Consider the following 18,013-nt stretch of genomic DNA (forward strand, 5'->3'; position numbering starts at 1 on the left):
CATGCCTTACGCCAGCCTCGCTTGCGGCTTGAGCCGCACGTATAGGGTTTTATCGACCCGCGCCACCAGCTCGCCGGCGCCGTCGCGGATATCGACCTGCAAACGTGGCAGGCACTTCTTGCCGGTGGCGGTCTGCTGGCGGATTTCCTCCAGCAGCGCGTCATCGACGTGGAGTTCGGCATACACCGGACCTTTGCCCGGGGCAATGAAATCGATGCTGGCGGCCTTGTCCCAGACGATGTAGTCACGCCCCAGCTGTTCGATCAGCAACAGCATGTAGAACGGGTCGACCATCGAATACAGGCTGCCGCCGAACTGAGTACCGACATAGTTGCGGTTCCAGCGGGTCAGCTTCATCGCCACCTTGACGCTGCGCAGGTCCGGGCTGATGTGCTGCACACGGATCCCGGCGCCCAGGTAAGGGGGGTAGAGGTTCAGCAGCCAGCGCAGCATGCGCGCCCGGCGCGCCAGCTTACGAGGGTTGCTCATGCCTGGCCCCGCGGATCGGGGCGAGTGCCCAGGCCCATGGCCTGGCGGGCGAACCAGCTTTTGGCCGGCGGCAGCAGGTCGAGCCCGAGCAGGCCGAGGTTACGCCCGGCGGCCAGCAACGGCTGGTTGCTGCCGAACAGGCGCGTGACCTGGTCGGAAAAGCCGATGGTCATGGCCTGGTCCAGGCGCTGGCGCTGGTGGTAGGCCTGCAGGGTGGTCAGGCCGCCAGGCTGCTGCGGGCCGGCCAGCAGCGCCTCGGCTAGCGCCTGCACGTCACGCAGCGACAGGTTGAAACCCTGGCCGGCAATCGGGTGCAGGCTGTGCGCGGCGTTGCCCAGCACCACCAGATGCGGCCGCACCTGCTCCTGGGCCTCGATCAGCGACAATGGATAGAGGTGCCGCGCGCCAACCTGGCGCAAGGCGCCCAGTCGATAGCCGAACACGCCCTGCAGCTCGCGCAAAAAACTGCGCTCATCGATGTCGGCCAGGCGCCGCGCGTCCATGCCCTGGCGGGTCCAGACCAGCGCACAGCGGTTATCCGGCAGCGGCAACAGGGCCATGGGGCCTTCTTCGGTGAAGCGCTCGAAGGCCTGACCACCGTGGGCCTGGCCCGGGGTGATATTGGCGATCAGCGCGCTCTGTTGGTAGGGCGTGTGGCGCACATGGATGCCCAGCTGTTCGCGCAGACCGGAGCGGCCACCGTCAGCCAGTACCGCCAGGTCGCATTCCAGCTGGGTGTCGTCGTTCAGTCGCAAGCGGTAGCCGCCTTCGATGGCCTGCATCGCGGTCACTTCCGCCGGGCAGCGCCAACTCACCACCTCGCTGTCCAGCCCTTGCCACAGGCACTGCCCCAACCAGGCGTTTTCCACCACGTAGCCAAGCGCCGGCACGCCCTCTTCCAGGGCATCAAGGCGGGTGGCGCCGAAGCGGCCGCGGTCGGACACGTGAATCTGCCGGATCGGCTCGGCGCGATGGCTGATGGCCTGCCACAGGCCCAGCTGCTGGTAGATCTGCCGGGTACCGAACGATAGCGCCGACGAACGCGCATCGTAGCTGGGCTGAAAGCTGTCACCCGGGGCGAACGGCTCGATCAGCAGAATTTTCCAGCCGCGCGCCTTGGCCCCGGCCTGCAGGGCCAGGGCCAGGCTTGCGCCCACCAGGCCGCCACCGATGATCGCCAGGTTGACCCGATTCATGCCGCATCCTTGCGCGCGGCCTGCATCAGCGCCTCGATCTCGGCGACCGTACGCGGCACGCCCGAAGTCAGGATTTCACAGCCTTGCCTGGTCACAACCACGTCATCCTCGATCCTTACTCCAATGCCGCGCCATTTCTTCGCCACGGCCTGATTGTCGGCGCCTATGTAGATGCCTGGCTCGACGGTCAGCGCCATCCCGGGTTCAAGCACCCGCCATTCGCCGCCCACCTTGTACTCGCCGACATCGTGCACATCCATGCCCAGCCAGTGCCCGGCGCGGTGCATGTAGAAGGCTCGATAGGCCTCACTGTCGATCAGCGCCTGCACCTCGCCAGTCAGCAGGCCCAGTTCCACCAGGCCCTCGGTGATGACCCGCACGGTCGCCTCGTGGGCGTGGTTCCAGTGCTTGCCGGGGGCGATTTCGGCAAACGCCGCGGCCTGGGCCTTGAGCACCAGCTCGTAGATGGCCTTCTGCTCCGGCGAAAAGCGCCCGCTGACCGGGAAGGTACGGGTGATGTCGCTGGCGTAGCAGTCGATTTCGCAGCCGGCATCGATCAGCACCAGGTCGCCATCCTTAAGCGGGGCGTCGTTCTGCTGATAGTGCAGGATGCAGCCATTGCGCCCGGCCGCGACGATAGAACCGTAGGCCGGCATCTTCGCCCCGCCCTTGCGGAACTCGTAGTCCAGCTCGGCTTCCAGGCTGTATTCGTGCAACCCGGCCCGGCAGGCCTGCATGGCCCGCACGTGGGCCCGCGCCGAGATATCGGCGGCAGCGCGCATCACCTTCACTTCCGCCGCCGATTTATACAGGCGCATGTCGTGCAGCAGATGATCCAGCGCAACGAACTCGTTCGGCGGCTGGGCACCCAGGCGGGCCTTGGAGCGGATCACGTTGATCCAGTCCATCAGCCGGCGGTCGAACTCGGGGTTGCTGCCCATGGCGCTGTACACCCGCTCACGGCCTTCGATCAGGCCCGGCAGGATCTCGTCGATGTCGGTGATGGGGAAGGCATCGTCGGCGCCGAAATCGCGTACCGCACCTTCCTGCCCGGCGCGCAGGCCATCCCACAGCTCGCGCTCGGGGTTGCGTTCACGGCAGAACAGCACGTATTCGCCATGCTCGCGCCCCGGGATCAGTACAATCACCGCCTCCGGCTCGGGGAAGCCGCTGAGGTACTGGAAGTCGCTGTCCTGGCGGTACACGTGCTCGACGTCGCGGTTGCGGATGGCAACCGCGGCAGCGGGCAGGATGGCGATGCTGTTGGGGACCATCTGCGCCATCAGCGCCTTGCGCCGACGGGCATACTCGGCCTTGGGAATGTGGCTCATGGGCAGACTACCCCCGGTTGATCAGTGCAGCGATGGCTTGGGTGCGGGGGCAGCCGGCCTGGCCAGCTCGGAGAACAGCAGCAGGGGTGCCACGCGCAGGTATTCCATGACTTCCATGTAGTCGCTCTCGCCATCCTCGGACTCTTCAAGGGCCTCCTGAACCTGGGAAATGGCCACCAGGTCCTGCAGCACTTCCTTGGCTTCGTCGGACAGGTCCTTGCCACCGGCATTCAGGCCGAAACCGGTAATGAAGCCTTGGCACCACTGGCCCAGCGCGGTGGCGCGGTCGCTCAGGGCGGCATCGTCGGAAGGCAGCAACAGGACGATCGCCATGTCGTCGCTGGAGAGCTCGCCCTTGACCATTTCCTGCAGGCCGACCAGGGCGTTGCGCACGCTGTCACCGGGCTCGGTTTCCAGCAGCTGGGCGGCATCGGCCAGCCAGCCGTCGGCATCGAAGCCGGCACCGGCGCAGCTGCGCCCGATCAGCAGGCCGTGCAGTTCGGCCGGGGTGACAGGATGGCCATTGCTGGACAGCAGCATGGCGAAGGCGATGTAGGGCGATTGGGTATTGGGCATGGGCAACTAGGCGCCAGACGGCGCAATGACTAGAATGGAGACCTTGTATCCTAGCACCGGCAGGCGCGCCAAGACCATCGGCACTGGCCGTCGCCGCCCAGGGAGAGGCATCATCGCCAGGTGACTGAACGACGGAGCGAATCGAGTGCAACCCACGCAAGAGAACGACCTGCAGGCACTGATGAGCCGATTCGAGCTGCTGATCGAACGTGTCGAGCAACTAAAACGGCAAAATGCACTCCTAGTAGCTCAGGAAAAATCCTGGCGCGAAGAGCGCGCCCACCTCATCGAAAAGAACGAGATCGCCAAGCGCAAGGTCGAGTCGATGATCTTACGCCTCAAGGCTCTGGAGCAAGACTCATGAGTTCAAGCAATAGCGTCACCGTGCAGATCCTCGACAAGGAATATTCGATCATCTGCCCGCCGGAAGAGCGCAACAACCTGGTCAGCGCCGCGCGCTACCTGGACGGCAAGATGCGCGAGATCCGCAGCAGCGGCAAGGTGATCGGCGCCGACCGCATCGCGGTCATGGCAGCGTTGAACATCACCCACGAAATGCTGCACCGCCAGGAAGACCGCAACGATGCCCCGGCAGGCGGCACCACCCGCGAACAGGTGCGCGACCTGCTGGAACGGGTCGATCAGGCACTGTCCGACGACGCGGATACCAAAATCGGCTGAGATTGGTATACTGGCGCCACTCCCTGGGGGATGCGCCAGTCGGTTATGTCCCTGAGCCGATACGCACAACCACGGGGGTTGCACGCTGGGGCCGGTGTGCATGTCCGCCCGACGGAAAGCCTTAACGCCCCCTGCAATCTCCACCTTGAACTTTCGGGTTCAAGGGCTACACCGATAGCGGTCTTGTCGGGGAGCCTGAATTCTCTTGCCCGCCCGTTCCGGCGGGCAATTCGTTATGGCCGACCTTCCATGGTGGCCTGCACCTCCGGGATGTCCGTGCCATGACCGACACTGCACCGCTCACCCGCCCCCAGCTTCGTCGCCTGCTCCGCAATGCCCGCCGCGCTCTTACCCCGGCCCAGCAACGCCAGGCCGCTCTTGGCCTGTACCGCCAGCTGGCACAGCACCCGCTGTTCCGCCGCGCCCGGCACATTGCCCTGTACCTGCCCAACGACGGTGAAATCGACCCTTACCTGCTACTGCGCGAAGCCCAGCGCCGCGGCAAGCGCACCTACCTGCCGGTGCTGCACGCCTGGCCGCGCACGCGCATGGTGTTCCAGCGCTTCGAGCAGGGCGAGAAGCTCAAGCCTAACCGCTTTCGCATTCCAGAACCGGTCACCGAGCGCAAGCGCCAGCGCCCGATCTGGTCGCTGGACCTGATCCTGCTACCGTTGGTCGGTTTCGACGAAGTGGGCGGGCGCCTGGGAATGGGGGGTGGTTTCTATGATCGCAGCCTGGCCTACCAGGCACGTCGGCAAACCTGGAAAAAGCCGTTGTTGCTGGGCCTAGCGCATGAATGCCAGAAGGTCGAACGGCTGGCGCAGGCCAGCTGGGATGTACCGTTGCAGGGGACGGTCTCGGACCGTGGCTGGTACCTGGCCCCGCGTTGAGCGGCGCCAGCGAGGGGCATCAACGTTGCGGCTGGCTGGCGTCGACCGGCATCTGATAGGCGTTGTCCAGCTTGCGCTCCCAGAACCCTTGCGCATAACCGGTAGTGACCACACCCAGGCCGAAAATGAACACCAGGACCCACAGCAGATCCGGCTTGTTACGTTGATTCATCGAAGATTGCCCCCCCGGCAAACTGTTCAGGCTCGGCGAATTTTCTGGGAATCGCCGGAGCATCGCGCTTTAAACGGGGCGCATTTTCCGACAACCTGCGTCTGCAAGCAAACCTTGACGTCAACCGGCTGTCGGTTTCGTGCAACAGGTTATTTCAAACCTTTTCAGGAGCAGCACCCATGGCCTACTGGCTGATGAAATCCGAGCCCGACGAGCTCTCCATCGAAGCCCTTGGCCGCCTTGGCGAAGCGCGCTGGGACGGCGTGCGCAACTACCAGGCGCGCAATTTCCTGCGGGCCATGAACGTTGGTGACGAGTTCTTCTTCTACCACTCCAGCTGCCCCCAGCCGGGCATTGCCGGCATCGCCAGGATCACCCGCGCAGCCTACCCGGACCCGACCGCGCTGGACCCGCAAAGCCACTACTACGATGCCAAGGCCACGCCTGACAAGAACCCGTGGAGCGCGGTGGATGTGGCCCATGTACAAACCCTGCCACGGGTGCTGGAGCTGGGCAGGCTGAAACAGCAGGCCGGCCTGGCCGAACTGCCGCTGGTGCAAAAGGGCAGCCGCCTGTCGGTAATGCCGGTGACGCCAGAGCAATGGGCGGTGATTGTCGCTTTGCGTTGAAACTGCGGCTAAGGTCATAAACCAAAGGGGCCGCTCTGCGGCCCATCGCCGGCAAGCCAGCTCCCACCCCGACCGCATAGACCTCAAGCCATGCGCTGCCCCTGTGGGAGCCGCCTTTCGGTGATGCCGGTGACGCCAGAGCAGTGGGCGGTGATTGTCGCTTTGCGCTGAAACTGCGGCTAAGGTCATAAACCAAAGGGGCCGCTCTGCGGCCCATCGCCGGCAAGCCAGCTCCCACCCCGACCGCATAGACCTCAAGCCATGCGCTGCCCCTGTGGGAGCTGGCTTGCCGGCGATGGGTTGCGAAGCAGACCCAGTCATGGATTTGACTGATATCAACACGCCGCGCGCGGCCACAGGCCATGATGCAATGTGCATGACCGCAAGGATGCAGAACGATGAACCGATACGCCCCCAGAATCTTCGCCACCGCGCTGATCACCCTGCTCGCAGCAGCCGGTGGGCTGGGATACTGGAAGTCGCTCCACGACCAGTTGCCCGAAGGCCTGAGCATGGGCAACGGCCGCCTCGAAGCCACCGAAGTGCAGATCGCCAGCAAGATCCCCGGGCGCCTGGCCGAAGTGCTGGTCGACGAAGGTGACAAGGTCACTCGCGGCCAGCTGTTGGCGCGCATCGACACCCGCACCCTGGAAGCCCAACGCAGCCAGGCCGAAGCCGAAGTGCTGCGCGCCCGGGAAAACTACGCCGCCGCCCAGGCCAGCGTGCAGCTGCGCCAGAGCGAACTGCTGCTGGCCAGCCAGGAGCTCAAGCGTGTGCGCGAGATATTCCAGCGCAAGTACGCCAGCCAGCAATTGCTCGACCAGCAGCAGGCGCGCTTCGACACGGCCAACGCCGCCGTGGTCGCCGCCCGCGCGCAACTGGCGGCGATCAAGGCCGCCATTGGCGCCGCCGAGGCCCAGGTGGCGCAGCTCACCAGCGAAATCGACGACAGCAGCCTGCGCGCACCGATCGACGGCATCATCCAGCTGCGCCTGGCCGAACCCGGTGAAGTGCTGGGTGCCGGCGGCCGCGTACTGATGCTGATCGACCCCAGCGACCAGTACATGAACCTCTACCTGCCGGCCTCCACCAGCGGCCGGCTGACCGTCGGCGACCAGGCACGTATCGTGCTCGACGCCCTGCCCGAGCAGGCGCTGCCGGCGAAAGTGACCTTTGTCGCGGCCAAGGCCCAGTTCACCCCCAAGCAGGTGGAAACCCGCGACGAGCGGCAGAAGCTGGTGTTTCGCGTCAAGCTGCGCCTGAGCGACCCGGGCGCCGTGCCACAAGCCAAGCCAGGCATGCCAGGCGCCGGCTATGTACGCACGGCTGAAGTGGACTGGCCGGCCAACCTGCAATGAACGCCCCGGCCTTGCTGGCCGAGGGCATCAGCCATCGCTATGGCGACCTGGTGGCCCTGCATCCCCTTGGCTTCAGCCTGCCTGCGGGCACCCGCTGCGCGCTGATCGGCCCTGACGGGGCTGGCAAATCGACCCTGCTGGGGCTGATCGCCGGCGTCAAGCGCCTGCAACAGGGCGAACTGCAGGTGCTGGGCGGCTCGATCCGCCAGCGGCGCCATCGTGCAGCGCTGTACCCGAAAGTGGCGTTCATGCCGCAGGGACTGGGTAACAACCTGTATCCGGAACTGTCGATCCGCGAAAACATCCGTTTTTTCGCCACCCTGTTCGGCCTCGGCCGCCGCGAATGCGAACAGCGCATGGCAAACCTGCTGCAGGCCACCGACCTGCAGCGCTTCGCCGAGCGCCCGGCGGGCAAGCTGTCGGGCGGCATGAAGCAGAAGCTGGGCCTGTGCTGCGCGCTGATCCACGAACCGGACCTGTTGATCCTCGACGAACCGACGACGGGTGTCGACCCGCTGTCACGGCGGCGCTTCTGGGAGCTGGTCGAACAGGTGCGCGCGCAACGCCCGCAACTGACCCTGCTGGTGGCCACCGCCTACATGGAGGAAGCCGAACAGTTCGAGCATTGCCTGATGCTCGACGGCGGCCGCCTGCTGGCCGCAGGCCCCAGCCATGAACTGGCCGCAGTCACCCCCGGCGGCAAGCTCGACGACGCCTTCATCCACTATCAGGGCGCGGGCAAGGCCCAGCATCAACCGCTGACCATTCCGCCGCGCCCTGCCACGGACGGCCCGGTCGCCATCGAGGCGCACGACCTGACCCTGCGCTTTGGCGATTTCACTGCCGTGAACAAGGTCAGTTTCGCGATTGGCCGCGGGGAGATCTTCGGCTTCCTCGGCTCCAACGGCTGCGGCAAGACCACCACCATGAAAGTGCTCACCGGCCTGATGCCGGCCAGCGAGGGCAGTGCCAGCCTGCTCGGCCGCCCGGTGGATGCCAGCGACCTGGCCACGCGCAAGCGGGTCGGTTTCATGTCGCAGAGTTTTTCGCTGTATGGCGAGCTCAACACACGGCAGAACCTGGCCCTGCATGCCCGCCTGTTCGACCTGCCCAAGGCAGAGAGCGCCAAGCGTATCGACGAGCTTATCGAGCGCTTCGACCTGAGCGCCATCGCCGACCAGCCGTCCGGCGCCCTGCCCCTCGGCCTGCGCCAACGCCTGTCGCTGGCGGTAGCGGTGCTGCACCGTCCGGAAGTGCTGATCCTCGACGAACCCACCTCCGGTGTCGACCCGGCTGCCCGCGACGACTTCTGGCGCCTGCTGGTAGAGCTGTCACGCGAGCAGGGCGTGACCATCTTCCTTTCCACCCACTTCATGAACGAAGCCCAGCGCTGCGACCGCATCTCGTTGATGCATGCCGGCCGGGTACTGGCCTGCGACACACCGGATGCCCTGCAACGCCAGTTCCAGGGCAACACCCTGGAAGACGCGTTCGTTCGCTGCCTGGAACAAGCCCAGGAACTGGCGCCACCCACCACCGACAACGCCGTGCTGGAGCAGGCCGCCACGCCGGTGCCGGCGCTGCGCCAGGGCTTCAGCCTGCGTCGCCTGCTGGCGGTGGCCAGCCGTGAGGGCAAGGAGCTGCTGCGCGACAAGGTGCGCCTGGCCTTCGCCCTGCTGGGGGCGATGTTCATGATGGTGATCTTCGGCTATGGCATTTCCCTGGATGTGGAAAACCTCGCCTTCGCCGTGCACGACCAGGACCAGAGCCCGCAAAGCCGGGCCTACCTCGAAGCTTTCCGTAGTTCACGCTATTTCGCCGAACAGGCGCCCATCCGCGATACCCGCGAAATGCACCAGCGCCTCCAGCGCTCGGAAATCAAACTGGCGCTGGAAATTCCGCCCGGGTTTGGCCGCGACCTGTACGCCGGGCGCCAACCGGTAGTGGCCGCCTGGCTCGACGGCGGCATGCCATTCCGCGCGGAAACCAGCCGCAATTACGTGGAAGCCGTGCACCAGGCCAACCTTGAGCATCTGGCCAAGGCCAGCCCACAGCCGCAGCCGCGTCAGGACCTGGTGCGCCTGGAAACCCGTTTTCGCTACAACCAGGATGTGGTCAGCGTGAACGCCATCGGCCCGGGGGTGATGGCGCTGATCCTGGCGTTCATCCCGGCGATGCTCACCGCGCTGGGTATCGTCCGCGAGAAAGAGCTCGGCTCCATCACCAACTTCTACGCCACCCCCCATCACCCGCCTGGAGTTCCTGCTCGGCAAGCAGATGCCCTACCTGGCCGTGAGCCTGGTCAACCTGGCGCTGCTGGTGGCGATGAACCGCTGGCTGTTCGCCGTACCGCTCAAGGGCAGCGTCTTGGCCCTGGCCTGTGGCGGCCTGGCCTACCTGCTGGCGACCACCAGCCTGGGCCTGCTGATCTCGGCTTTCACTCGCACGCAGATCGCCGCCATCCTCGGCACCATGATCATCACCAGCCTGCCGACCATCCAGTTTTCCGGGCTGATCGTGCCACGCTCGTCGCTGGACGGCGCGGCAGCGGTGATGGGCCAGCTGTTCCCGGCGGGCTATTTCCTCGACATCGCGGTCGGCACCTTCACCAAGGCACTGGGCCTGCGCGAACTGTGGCCGCAGTGCCTGATCCTGCTGGGCTTCTTCACCGTATTCACCGGCCTCAGCCTGGCCATGCTGAAGAAGCAGGAGGCCTGACATGTCGCACTTCAGCCACACCCTGCGCCTGGGCTTCAAGGAACTGACCAGCCTGCGCCATGACAGCGTGTTACTGCTGTTCCTGCTGTACGCCTTCAGCGTGGCCATCTACATGCCGGCAGCCGGTTCGGTGATCGGCGTGCACAATGCCAGCGTCGCAGTGGTCGACGAAGACCACAGCCTGCTGTCCCGCAAGCTCAGCGAAGCCTTGCAACCGCCCGAGTTCCAGCCCGCCGTGCCGCTGGCCCCGGAGCGCCTGGACCAGGCCATGGACAGCGGCCAGTACACCTTCGTCATCAATGTGCCGGTGAACTTCCAGAGCGACCTGCTGGCAGGGCGCTCGCCGGAGCTGCAGATCAACGTCGATGCCACCGCCATGAGCCAGGCGTTCATGGGCGCCGGCTATATCGGCCGCATCTTCGAACGCGAGCTGCTCGACTACGGCCAGCGGGCGGACGCCCAGAGCCCGATCGCGATCAATGCCAAGGCCCTGTTCAACCCCAATCTGGAGGGTGGCTGGTTCCTGGCGGTGATCCAGATCGTCAACAACATCACCATCCTGGCGATCATCCTCACCGGCACCGCGCTGCTGCGCGAGCGCGAACATGGCACCCTCGACCACCTGCTGGTGCTACCGCTGACCGCCCTGGAAATCATGCTGGCGAAAATCGCCAGCAACGCGCTGGTGGTGGTGATCTGCACCTGGATTTCGCTGGTGGTGGTGGTCAAGGGTGCGCTGGGCGTGCCGCTGTCCGGCTCGATGGGGCTGTTCCTGGCTGTCACCGCGCTGTACCTGTTTGCCAGTACCGCACTGGGTATCTTCCTCGCCACCTTGGCGCGCTCGACGCCGCAGTTCGGCCTGCTGGCGATTCCGGTGATCATCCCGATGCTGTTGCTGTCCGGCGGCAGCACGCCGCTGGACAGCATGCCGCAGTGGCTGCAGTGGGTGATGCAGGGGTCGCCGTCGACGCACTTCGTCAGCCTTGGTGCCGCAATCCTGTTCCGTGATGCCGGGTGGACGGTGGTGTGGCCGGACATCCTGGTGCTGGCCGTGATCGGCCTGGTGTTCTTCGGCGTGGCGCTGGCACGGTTTCGCCGAAGCCTGGCGTCCTGAGCAAAACTCAAGACCACCTGCCCGGTTCAAATTCAAGAGTCTGCGCGATCGCTGTGGGAGCGGGCACGCCCGCGAACACCGGCGAAGCCGGTGCCATTCACCGCGGCGCCTGCTTCGCGGGCTCGCCCGCCCCCACAGGTCCCTGCCAGGCCATTGAAAGTAGTTTCAACCCGAAGTGCGTCAACTCGAACCAGTGGGTCACTGCACAATCAGGTTGTTGAACAGCAAATCTTCAACGATCGGCTTGCCCTCTTCGGCTTCCATCACCTGCTGCACCTGTTTCAGCGCTTCCTGGCGAAGATGTTCCTTGGCCTCGACATTGCTCATGCTGTCCACCGACTGCTGGGTGAACAGCGCCACCAGCTGGTTGCGGATCAGCGGCTCGTGGTGCTTCACCGCCTTCGCGGCTTCGTCGCCGGTTACGCGCAGGGCCACGTCGGCCTTGTACACGCGCAGCCGCGGGCTGCCGTCGAGGGCGTAGTTGCCGACAAAGGGCGGGCTCAAGCTGATGTAGGCGACTTTAGGCGCCCCTTCCTTGGCTTCCTCGGCCATGGCCGCAGCTGGCAGCAGCAGCGCCAGCACCATCAAGATCCACGCTTTCACGAATTCGCTCCTCAATACAGTTGGCGCCAGCTTACCCAGCATGCCACTCAAACCCAAGCACAGGCTTGTGCCGCCACTTATGCCTGCACATCAGGGTGGGCCATGCTCGTTGACCGGACCGGCGCCCCTCCTACACTTATCGGCCACTACCCGCAAAGGAATAGCCCCGATGAAAGCTGTGTTGTGCAAAACCCTGGGCCCGGCGCGCGACCTGGTGCTGGAAGAGGTGGCCAGCCCGGTGCCAAAGAAAAACGAAATCCTGCTGGATGTGCAGGCCGCCGGGGTCAACTTCCCCGACACCCTGATCATCGAAGGCAAGTACCAGTTCCAGCCACCGTTGCCATTCTCCCCCGGCGGCGAGGCGGCCGGCGTGGTGGCCGCAGTCGGTGAAAAGGCCGGCACGTTCAAGGTCGGCGACCGGGTCATGGCGCTGACCGGCTGGGGTGCGTTCGCCGAGCAGGTGGCGGTGCCGTTCTACAATGTGCTGCCGATCCCCGCGAGCATGGACTTCACCACCGCAGCGGCGTTCGGCATGACCTACGGCACCTCCATGCACGCCCTGCGCCAGCGCGGCCAGTTGCAGGCGGGCGAGACCCTGCTGGTGCTGGGCGCGTCCGGCGGAGTGGGCCTGGCGGCGGTGGAGATCGGCAAGGCCATGGGCGCGCGGGTGATCGCGGCCGCCAGCAGTGCGGAAAAACTGGCCGTGGCCAAGGCAGCCGGGGCGGATGAACTGATCGACTACAGCCAGGCCAGCCTGCGTGACGAGATCAAGCGCCTGACCGGCGGCCAGGGGGTGGATGTGATCTACGACCCGGTGGGCGGCGAGCTGTTCGAGCAGGCAGTGCGCGGGCTGGCCTGGAATGGCCGGTTGCTGGTGGTGGGCTTTGCCAGCGGAACCATCCCGCAGCTGGCGGCCAACCTGGTGTTGCTCAAGGGCGCGGCGGTGCTCGGGGTGTTCTGGGGGGCATTTGCCCAGCGTCAGCCGGAGGACAATGCGGCCAACTTTCGGCAGCTGTTTGCCTGGCATGCAGAAGGCAAGTTGAAGCCGCTGGTGTCACAGACTTATCCACTGGCTGAGGCGGGGGCAGCCATTGAGAGGCTGGGGCAGCGACAGGCTGTGGGGAAGTTGGTGGTGCTGGCCAGGTAAGGCTTCAGGGGTTTATCGACTGTTCCGGCCTCTTCGCGGGCACGCCCGCTCCCACAGGAATACCATGCCGTTCGAGGCTGTGGTGATCCTGTGGGAGCGGGCGTGCCCGCGAAGAGGCCGGTGCAGACAAATCAAACTTCGCGCAGGTTATGGCAACGCCTGAACCGCGCCTCCAGGTTACGATCGGGCATCTGGTGGCTGCGCAGGGCATTCAAGGTCTGTTCGACATAATCACGCGTGGTGCCATAACGCCCCTTGGCACTGGCCAGGATCTGGCTGAGCAGGGTGTCTGGCAAGTTCCCGGCGTAGCACGGCAAATGCCGCTCAAGCACAAAGCCCAAGGCCTGCACCTTGCTGCCATCACCCAGCCGGCAACTGAGCCAGTGCGGCCGGTACGCCGGGTATGGCATCTCGCGCTGCCACAGGGCCATCAGCGAATCGTCCAGGGTGCTTTCATCCAGCCGGTAGGCAAAACCACTGCAGGAGCCACCACGGTCCAGGCCAAATACCAGGCCGGGGGTTTCCGGGGTGCCGCGGTGTTCGTGCGACCACAGGTACAAGCCACGGTGGTAACCATGTACACGCGCCCGTTGGCGTTCCACCGAGTTGCACTCCGGCCGCCAGATCAACGAACCATACGCGAACAACCAAACCGGCCCACCCCGATGGCGAGACATGGTTGTCTTCATGGAATTGAACAACTGTTCGCGAGTATGTTGCTGACCGAAGTCGAGTGTCGGTGGATATGAAACTTCCCAGGACATGCTTTCAAGTGCCGACATAAGCTGCCGCCATTATCCCTGTGAACTACGGATGTAGCGAAATTCGATTACGATGTGGCCCCAAGCCTCTGTACCAGGGGCGCTTGCAGTAACCATAGGACAGAAGCACAGGAATACTCAAGCCCTCGGGCCAGAGTTTCATCCGTGCTCCCGACGACTGGGAAGTACTGTTTCGGCAACTGTGAAAGTTATTGGCCAAGGCGGTAACAATTACCGCCTTATATCCCTGCTTTCCAACTTCGGTTATTAGCCGCGTGGCGCGTAGGCAAACACATCGGCGCGCATGCGATGTGCATCCATGCCGGCTTCGACCAAGGCGTCGAGAGTGGCATAGATCATGTTGGGCGAACCGCTGGCATATACATGCACGCTGTTGAGGTCGGCAATGTCCTCGCAGACCGCCTCATGCAGCATGCCGCAACGGCCTTCCCAACCGCACAGGTCGCTGACCACCTGGTGCAGGAACAGGTTGGGCAGGCGCTGCCATTCGTCCCAGTGCTCAATCTGGTAGAAGTCCTCGGGCCGGCGCACGCCCCAGTACAGGTGTACTGGATGCTTGAAGCCCTGGGCCCGGCAATGCTCGACCAGGCTGTGCATCTGGCCCATACCTGTGCCGGCAGCGATCAGCACCAGCGGCCCGTCGGGCAACTCGGCCAGGTGGGTGTCACCGAACGGCATTTCGATGCGGGCCAGGCCGTCGCGCTTGAGCTGCTGGACAAGCTGCAGCGCACTGGGCTCGCGCGCCAGCACATGCAGCTCCAGCTCGCGCCCGGCATGGGGCGCGGATGCCAGCGAGAATGCCGCCTGCTTGCCGCCCTCGCGCTCGATCATCAGGTACTGCCCGGCGTGGTAACGCGGCGGCTTGCCGGCCGGTGCGCGCAAGCGCACGCGCCAGACGTCGCCACCGACCTCGACGCACTCACTGACACTGCACGCCAGTTTGCGCACCGGCAGCTCGCCCAGGGCGAGCACACCATCCCAGAGCAACACGCAGTCCTCCAGCGGTTCGGCAATGCAGGTGAACAGCTCGCCATGGTCGCGGACTTCGCCGTCCTGGCGGACCCGGCCTTCGACCAACAACGCGGCGCAGACATGGCAATTGCCATTGCGGCAGCTGTTCGGGCAGTCATAGCCCAGCCGCCGCGCTCCATCCAGGATCCGTTCCCCGGGTTCGAGCGCCAGCACCGCCCCGGACGGCTGCAACGTTACCTGCATCAATCTATTCCCAACTGATCCCACAGCTCATCGATACGGCGGGTGACGGCTTCGTCCTTGACGATGACCCGTCCCCATTCCCGTGTAGTCTCGCCCGGCCACTTGTTCGTGGCGTCCAGGCCCATCTTCGACCCCAGCCCGGATACCGGCGACGCGAAGTCCAGGTAGTCGATCGGGGTGTTGTCGATCATCACCGTATCACGCTTGGGATCCATGCGCGTGGTGATGGCCCAGATCACATCGTTCCAGTCACGGGCATTGATATCGTCATCGGTGACAATAACGAACTTGGTGTACATGAACTGTCGCAGGAACGACCACACACCCAGCATCACGCGCTTGGCGTGGCCCGGGTACTGCTTTTTCATGGTCACCACCGCCATGCGGTACGAGCAACCTTCTGGCGGCAGGTAGAAATCGACGATTTCCGGGAACTGCTTCTGCAGGATCGGTACGAACACTTCGTTCAGCGCCACGCCGAGGATCGCGGGCTCGTCTGGCGGTCGGCCGGTGTAGGTGCTGTGGTAGATCGGTTTTTGCCGGTGGGTGATGCGCTCGACGGTGAACACCGGGAAGCTGTCCACTTCGTTGTAGTAACCGGTATGGTCGCCGTATGGGCCTTCGGGGGCCATTTCGCCCGGGTGGATCACACCTTCCAGAATGATTTCGGCGGTGGCCGGTACCTGCAGGTTGCTGCCCCGGCACTTGACCAGTTCGGTGCGGTTGCCGCGCAGCAGGCCGGCGAAGGCGTACTCGGAGAGGGTATCCGGCACCGGGGTCACGGCGCCGAGGATGGTGGCAGGGTCAGCGCCCAGGGCCACGGCGACCGGGAACGGCTGGCCAGGGTTCTTCTCGCACCACTCGCGGTAGTCCAGGGCGCCACCACGGTGGCTGAGCCAGCGCATGATGACCTTGTTGCGGCCGATCACCTGCTGGCGGTAGATACCCAGGTTCTGGCGGTCCTTGTTCGGGCCGCGGGTAACGGTGAGCCCCCAGGTGATCAGCGGCGCCACGTCGCCCGGCCAGCAGTGCTGGATCGGCAGGGCGCCGAGGTCGACATCGTCACCCTCGACCACCACTTCCTGGCACACCGCGTCCTTGACCACTTTCGGCGCCATAGACACGACTTTCTTGAAGATCGGCAGCTTGGACCAGGCATCCTTCAAGCCCTTCGGCGGCTCGGGCTCCTTGAGGAAGGCCAGCAGCTTGCCGATTTCTCGCAGTTCATCGACCGACTCGGCGCCCATGCCCATGGCCACGCGCTCCGGGGTACCGAACAGGTTGCCCAGCACCGGGATGTCGAAGCCGGTGGGGTTTTCGAACAGCAATGCCGGGCCCTTGGCACGCAGGGTGCGGTCGCAGACCTCGGTCATTTCCAGGACGGGGGAGATCGGAACCTGGATGCGCTTGAGCTCGCCGCGCTGTTCCAGGCCACGGATGAAGTCGCGCAAGTCGCGATACTGCATGCAGAAGCCTCGTGTTGGCCGTATCGGTCGGGGGTGCAGAGTGTAGCGCCGTTCGGGCTTTGTTTGGGGCGAAAATGCATTGGGGCCGCTTCGCGCCCCTTCGCGGGCACGCCCGCTCCCACAAGGATCACACAGAACCTGTGGGAGCGGGCGTGCCCGCGAAGGGGCGCGAAGCGGCCCCAATTACTGCCTGGCCTGAAACGCTTACTTGCGCTTCATCGACAGGAAGAACTCATCGTTGGTCTTGGTCTGCTTGAGCTTGTCGACCAGGAACTCGATGGCGGCGATTTCGTCCATCGGGTGCAGCAGCTTGCGCAGGATCCACATGCGCTGCAGTTCGTCGTCGGCGGTCAGCAGCTCTTCGCGGCGGGTACCGGAACGATTGATGTTGATGGCCGGGAACACACGTTTCTCGGCGATGCGGCGGTCCAGCGGCAGCTCCATGTTGCCGGTGCCCTTGAACTCTTCGTAGATCACTTCGTCCATCTTCGAGCCGGTTTCGACCAGCGCGGTGGCGATGATGGTCAGCGAACCGCCTTCCTCGATGTTACGCGCTGCACCGAAGAAGCGCTTCGGCTTCTCCAGGGCGTGGGCGTCGACACCACCGGTCAGTACCTTGCCGGAGCTCGGGATCACGGTGTTGTAGGCACGCGCCAGACGGGTGATGGAGTCCAGCAGGATAACCACGTCCTTTTTGTAGCTCGACCAGGCGCTTGGCCTTCTCGATCACCATCTCGGCAACCTGCACGTGGCGGGTTGGCGGCTCGTCGAAGGTGGAGGCAACCACTTCGCCGCGCACGGTGCGCTGCATTTCGGTCACTTCTTCCGGGCGCTCGTCGATCAGCAGGACGATCAGGTGGCACTCGGGGTTGTTACGGGTGATGTTGGCCGCGATGTTCTGCAGCATGATCGTCTTACCGGCTTTCGGCGGAGCGACGATCAGGCCACGCTGGCCTTTGCCGATCGGGGCGCACAGGTCGATCACGCGGCCGGTCAGGTCTTCGGTGGAGCCGTTGCCGGCTTCCATCTTCAGGCGCTTGTTCGGGAACAGCGGCGTCAGGTTTTCGAACAGGATCTTGTTCTTCGCGTTTTCCGGGCGGTCGAAGTTGATGGTGTCGACCTTCAGCAGGGCGAAGTAACGCTCCCCTTCCTTCGGCGGGCGGATCTTGCCGACGATGGTGTCGCCGGTACGCAGGTTGAAGCGGCGGATCTGGCTGGGCGAGACGTAGATATCGTCAGGGCCGGCCAGGTAGGACGCATCAGCCGAGCGCAGGAAACCGAAACCATCCTGGAGAATCTCCAGCACGCCGTCACCCGAGATCTCTTCGCCGCTTTTCGCGTGCTTCTTCAGCAGGGCGAAAATCACGTCCTGTTTGCGCGAACGGGCCATGTTTTCGATGCCCATCTGTTCGGCCATTTCCAAAAGATCGGTAATCGGCTTTTGCTTGAGTTCAGTCAGGTTCATAAGGGGAATGACGTAATCATGTAAGAAGGGAGAATTAAGCTTCTGGCTTAATGAGGCCGCGCCGCTAGATGGCGACAGGATCGCGTACTGATTCGAATTAGGGATGCTTCGGCGACGGCGTGTAGAGGGCACTGGAAAAGCAGTGCGAGGCCGAATGTAACACTTGCTTTTTTCGACGTCT

General features: G+C 64.4%; 16 protein-coding genes, 1 other RNA gene and 3 pseudogenes. 10 read left to right on the forward strand and 10 right to left on the reverse strand.

The window, feature by feature from the left end; translation table 11 throughout:
- Nucleotides 1-6: 6 nt before the first annotated feature.
- Genes QIY50_09600 through QIY50_09615 form a run of 4 tightly spaced genes read right to left on the reverse strand, consistent with a single transcriptional unit; the run spans nucleotide 7 to nucleotide 3,592 of the window.
- Complete coding sequence (locus QIY50_09600; protein ID WGV22392.1) at nucleotides 7-489, reverse strand: DUF4442 domain-containing protein; 483 nt, start codon at nucleotides 487-489, stop codon at nucleotides 7-9.
- Complete coding sequence (ubiH, locus tag QIY50_09605) at nucleotides 486-1,685, reverse strand: 2-octaprenyl-6-methoxyphenyl hydroxylase (GenBank protein WGV22393.1); 1,200 nt, start codon at nucleotides 1,683-1,685, stop codon at nucleotides 486-488. The genes QIY50_09600 and ubiH overlap by 4 nt, the downstream gene beginning before the upstream one ends.
- A complete protein-coding gene (gene pepP / locus QIY50_09610; protein ID WGV22394.1) occupies nucleotides 1,682-3,016 on the reverse strand; it encodes a Xaa-Pro aminopeptidase in 1,335 nt (444 codons plus the stop codon). The genes ubiH and pepP overlap by 4 nt, the downstream gene beginning before the upstream one ends.
- A 21-nt stretch (nucleotides 3,017-3,037) precedes the next feature.
- Nucleotides 3,038-3,592, reverse strand: a complete 555-nt coding sequence (locus QIY50_09615; protein WGV22395.1) for a YecA family protein — start codon at nucleotides 3,590-3,592, stop codon at nucleotides 3,038-3,040.
- A 181-nt stretch (nucleotides 3,593-3,773) separates the two neighbouring features.
- On the opposite strand from QIY50_09615, the gene QIY50_09620 reads away from it, so the two are divergent.
- The 4 genes from QIY50_09620 (at nucleotide 3,774) to QIY50_09635 (ending at nucleotide 5,163) form a co-directional block, all read left to right on the forward strand.
- The gene (locus QIY50_09620) at nucleotides 3,774-3,956 is read left to right on the forward strand and encodes a TIGR02449 family protein (GenBank protein WGV23032.1); all 183 of its coding nucleotides are present in this window, start codon (nucleotides 3,774-3,776) and stop codon (nucleotides 3,954-3,956) included.
- Entirely contained in the window at nucleotides 3,953-4,273 is a 321-nt protein-coding gene (locus QIY50_09625; protein ID WGV22396.1) for a cell division protein ZapA, read from the forward strand. The genes QIY50_09620 and QIY50_09625 overlap by 4 nt, the downstream gene beginning before the upstream one ends.
- Before the next feature lie 17 nt (nucleotides 4,274-4,290).
- Nucleotides 4,291-4,470, forward strand: a non-coding RNA gene (gene ssrS / locus QIY50_09630) — 6S RNA.
- An 84-nt stretch (nucleotides 4,471-4,554) separates the two neighbouring features.
- Nucleotides 4,555-5,163, forward strand: a complete 609-nt coding sequence (locus QIY50_09635) for a 5-formyltetrahydrofolate cyclo-ligase (GenBank protein ID WGV22397.1) — start codon at nucleotides 4,555-4,557, stop codon at nucleotides 5,161-5,163.
- Nucleotides 5,164-5,182: 19 nt separating this feature from the next.
- Here the strand turns inward: QIY50_09635 and QIY50_09640 are convergent, their stop codons facing one another.
- On the reverse strand, nucleotides 5,183-5,335 hold the full coding sequence (locus QIY50_09640; protein ID WGV22398.1) for a hypothetical protein: 153 nt from the start codon (nucleotides 5,333-5,335) through the stop codon (nucleotides 5,183-5,185).
- A gap of 179 nt (nucleotides 5,336-5,514) precedes the next feature.
- Here QIY50_09640 and QIY50_09645 point away from each other — a divergent pair, with 179 nt between their 5' ends.
- From QIY50_09645 to QIY50_09665, 5 genes and pseudogenes are all read left to right on the forward strand, one after another.
- The gene (locus QIY50_09645; protein WGV22399.1) at nucleotides 5,515-5,964 is read left to right on the forward strand and encodes an EVE domain-containing protein; all 450 of its coding nucleotides are present in this window, start codon (nucleotides 5,515-5,517) and stop codon (nucleotides 5,962-5,964) included.
- Nucleotides 5,965-6,069: 105 nt separating this feature from the next.
- Nucleotides 6,070-6,135 (forward strand): annotated as a pseudogene (locus tag QIY50_09650) (EVE domain-containing protein).
- Between the two features lie 227 nt (nucleotides 6,136-6,362).
- Complete coding sequence (locus QIY50_09655) at nucleotides 6,363-7,322, forward strand: HlyD family efflux transporter periplasmic adaptor subunit (protein ID WGV22400.1); 960 nt, start codon at nucleotides 6,363-6,365, stop codon at nucleotides 7,320-7,322.
- Nucleotides 7,319-10,040, forward strand: a pseudogene (rbbA, locus tag QIY50_09660) (ribosome-associated ATPase/putative transporter RbbA). The gene QIY50_09655 and the pseudogene rbbA overlap by 4 nt, the downstream one beginning before the upstream one ends.
- Before the next feature lies 1 nt (nucleotide 10,041).
- Nucleotides 10,042-11,154: an ABC transporter permease gene (locus tag QIY50_09665; GenBank protein ID WGV22401.1), complete on the forward strand. Its 1,113-nt coding sequence runs from the start codon at nucleotides 10,042-10,044 to the stop codon at nucleotides 11,152-11,154.
- A 198-nt stretch (nucleotides 11,155-11,352) separates the two neighbouring features.
- On the opposite strand, the gene QIY50_09670 is transcribed toward QIY50_09665, so the two are convergent.
- Nucleotides 11,353-11,757 (reverse strand): flagellar basal body-associated protein FliL, encoded by a 405-nt coding sequence (locus tag QIY50_09670; protein WGV22402.1) that lies wholly within the window; start codon nucleotides 11,755-11,757, stop codon nucleotides 11,353-11,355.
- Between the two features lie 169 nt (nucleotides 11,758-11,926).
- Here QIY50_09670 and QIY50_09675 point away from each other — a divergent pair, with 169 nt between their 5' ends.
- Nucleotides 11,927-12,904, forward strand: a complete 978-nt coding sequence (locus tag QIY50_09675) for an NADPH:quinone oxidoreductase family protein (protein WGV22403.1) — start codon at nucleotides 11,927-11,929, stop codon at nucleotides 12,902-12,904.
- A 131-nt stretch (nucleotides 12,905-13,035) separates the two neighbouring features.
- Here the strand turns inward: QIY50_09675 and QIY50_09680 are convergent, their stop codons facing one another.
- The 4 genes and pseudogenes from QIY50_09680 to rho form a co-directional block, all read right to left on the reverse strand.
- Complete coding sequence (locus QIY50_09680; protein WGV22404.1) at nucleotides 13,036-13,686, reverse strand: gamma-glutamylcyclotransferase; 651 nt, start codon at nucleotides 13,684-13,686, stop codon at nucleotides 13,036-13,038.
- 246 nt (nucleotides 13,687-13,932) lie between these two features.
- Nucleotides 13,933-14,901 carry a CDP-6-deoxy-delta-3,4-glucoseen reductase gene (locus tag QIY50_09685; GenBank protein ID WGV22405.1) on the reverse strand — a complete coding sequence of 323 codons (969 nt, stop codon included), beginning with the start codon at nucleotides 14,899-14,901 and terminating at the stop codon, nucleotides 13,933-13,935.
- Nucleotides 14,901-16,367 (reverse strand): 4-hydroxy-3-polyprenylbenzoate decarboxylase, encoded by a 1,467-nt coding sequence (ubiD, locus tag QIY50_09690; GenBank protein WGV22406.1) that lies wholly within the window; start codon nucleotides 16,365-16,367, stop codon nucleotides 14,901-14,903. Before ubiD ends, QIY50_09685 begins: the two co-directional genes overlap by 1 nt.
- Nucleotides 16,368-16,571: 204 nt before the next feature.
- A pseudogene (gene rho / locus QIY50_09695) lies at nucleotides 16,572-17,832 on the reverse strand (transcription termination factor Rho).
- Between the last annotated feature and the right edge of the window lie 181 nt (nucleotides 17,833-18,013).

The organism is Pseudomonas putida, assembly GCA_029953615.1.
Classification (GTDB): Bacteria; Pseudomonadota; Gammaproteobacteria; order Pseudomonadales; family Pseudomonadaceae; genus Aquipseudomonas.

Bases quoted from the DNA above. Each gene is read 5' to 3' on its own strand.
- QIY50_09600 (WGV22392.1), bottom strand. From the start codon at position 489: ATGAGCAACCCTCGTAAGCTGGCGCGCCGGGCGCGCATGCTGCGCTGG.
- ubiH (WGV22393.1), bottom strand. From the start codon at position 1,685: ATGAATCGGGTCAACCTGGCGATCATCGGTGGCGGCCTGGTGGGCGCA.
- pepP (WGV22394.1), bottom strand. From the start codon at position 3,016: ATGAGCCACATTCCCAAGGCCGAGTATGCCCGTCGGCGCAAGGCGCTG.
- QIY50_09615 (WGV22395.1), bottom strand. From the start codon at position 3,592: ATGCCCAATACCCAATCGCCCTACATCGCCTTCGCCATGCTGCTGTCC.
- QIY50_09620 (WGV23032.1), top strand. From the start codon at position 3,774: ATGAGCCGATTCGAGCTGCTGATCGAACGTGTCGAGCAACTAAAACGG.
- QIY50_09625 (WGV22396.1), top strand. From the start codon at position 3,953: ATGAGTTCAAGCAATAGCGTCACCGTGCAGATCCTCGACAAGGAATAT.
- QIY50_09635 (WGV22397.1), top strand. From the start codon at position 4,555: ATGACCGACACTGCACCGCTCACCCGCCCCCAGCTTCGTCGCCTGCTC.
- QIY50_09640 (WGV22398.1), bottom strand. From the start codon at position 5,335: ATGAATCAACGTAACAAGCCGGATCTGCTGTGGGTCCTGGTGTTCATT.
- QIY50_09645 (WGV22399.1), top strand. From the start codon at position 5,515: ATGGCCTACTGGCTGATGAAATCCGAGCCCGACGAGCTCTCCATCGAA.
- QIY50_09655 (WGV22400.1), top strand. From the start codon at position 6,363: ATGAACCGATACGCCCCCAGAATCTTCGCCACCGCGCTGATCACCCTG.
- QIY50_09665 (WGV22401.1), top strand. From the start codon at position 10,042: ATGTCGCACTTCAGCCACACCCTGCGCCTGGGCTTCAAGGAACTGACC.
- QIY50_09675 (WGV22403.1), top strand. From the start codon at position 11,927: ATGAAAGCTGTGTTGTGCAAAACCCTGGGCCCGGCGCGCGACCTGGTG.
- QIY50_09680 (WGV22404.1), bottom strand. From the start codon at position 13,686: ATGTCGGCACTTGAAAGCATGTCCTGGGAAGTTTCATATCCACCGACA.
- QIY50_09685 (WGV22405.1), bottom strand. From the start codon at position 14,901: ATGCAGGTAACGTTGCAGCCGTCCGGGGCGGTGCTGGCGCTCGAACCC.
- ubiD (WGV22406.1), bottom strand. From the start codon at position 16,367: ATGCAGTATCGCGACTTGCGCGACTTCATCCGTGGCCTGGAACAGCGC.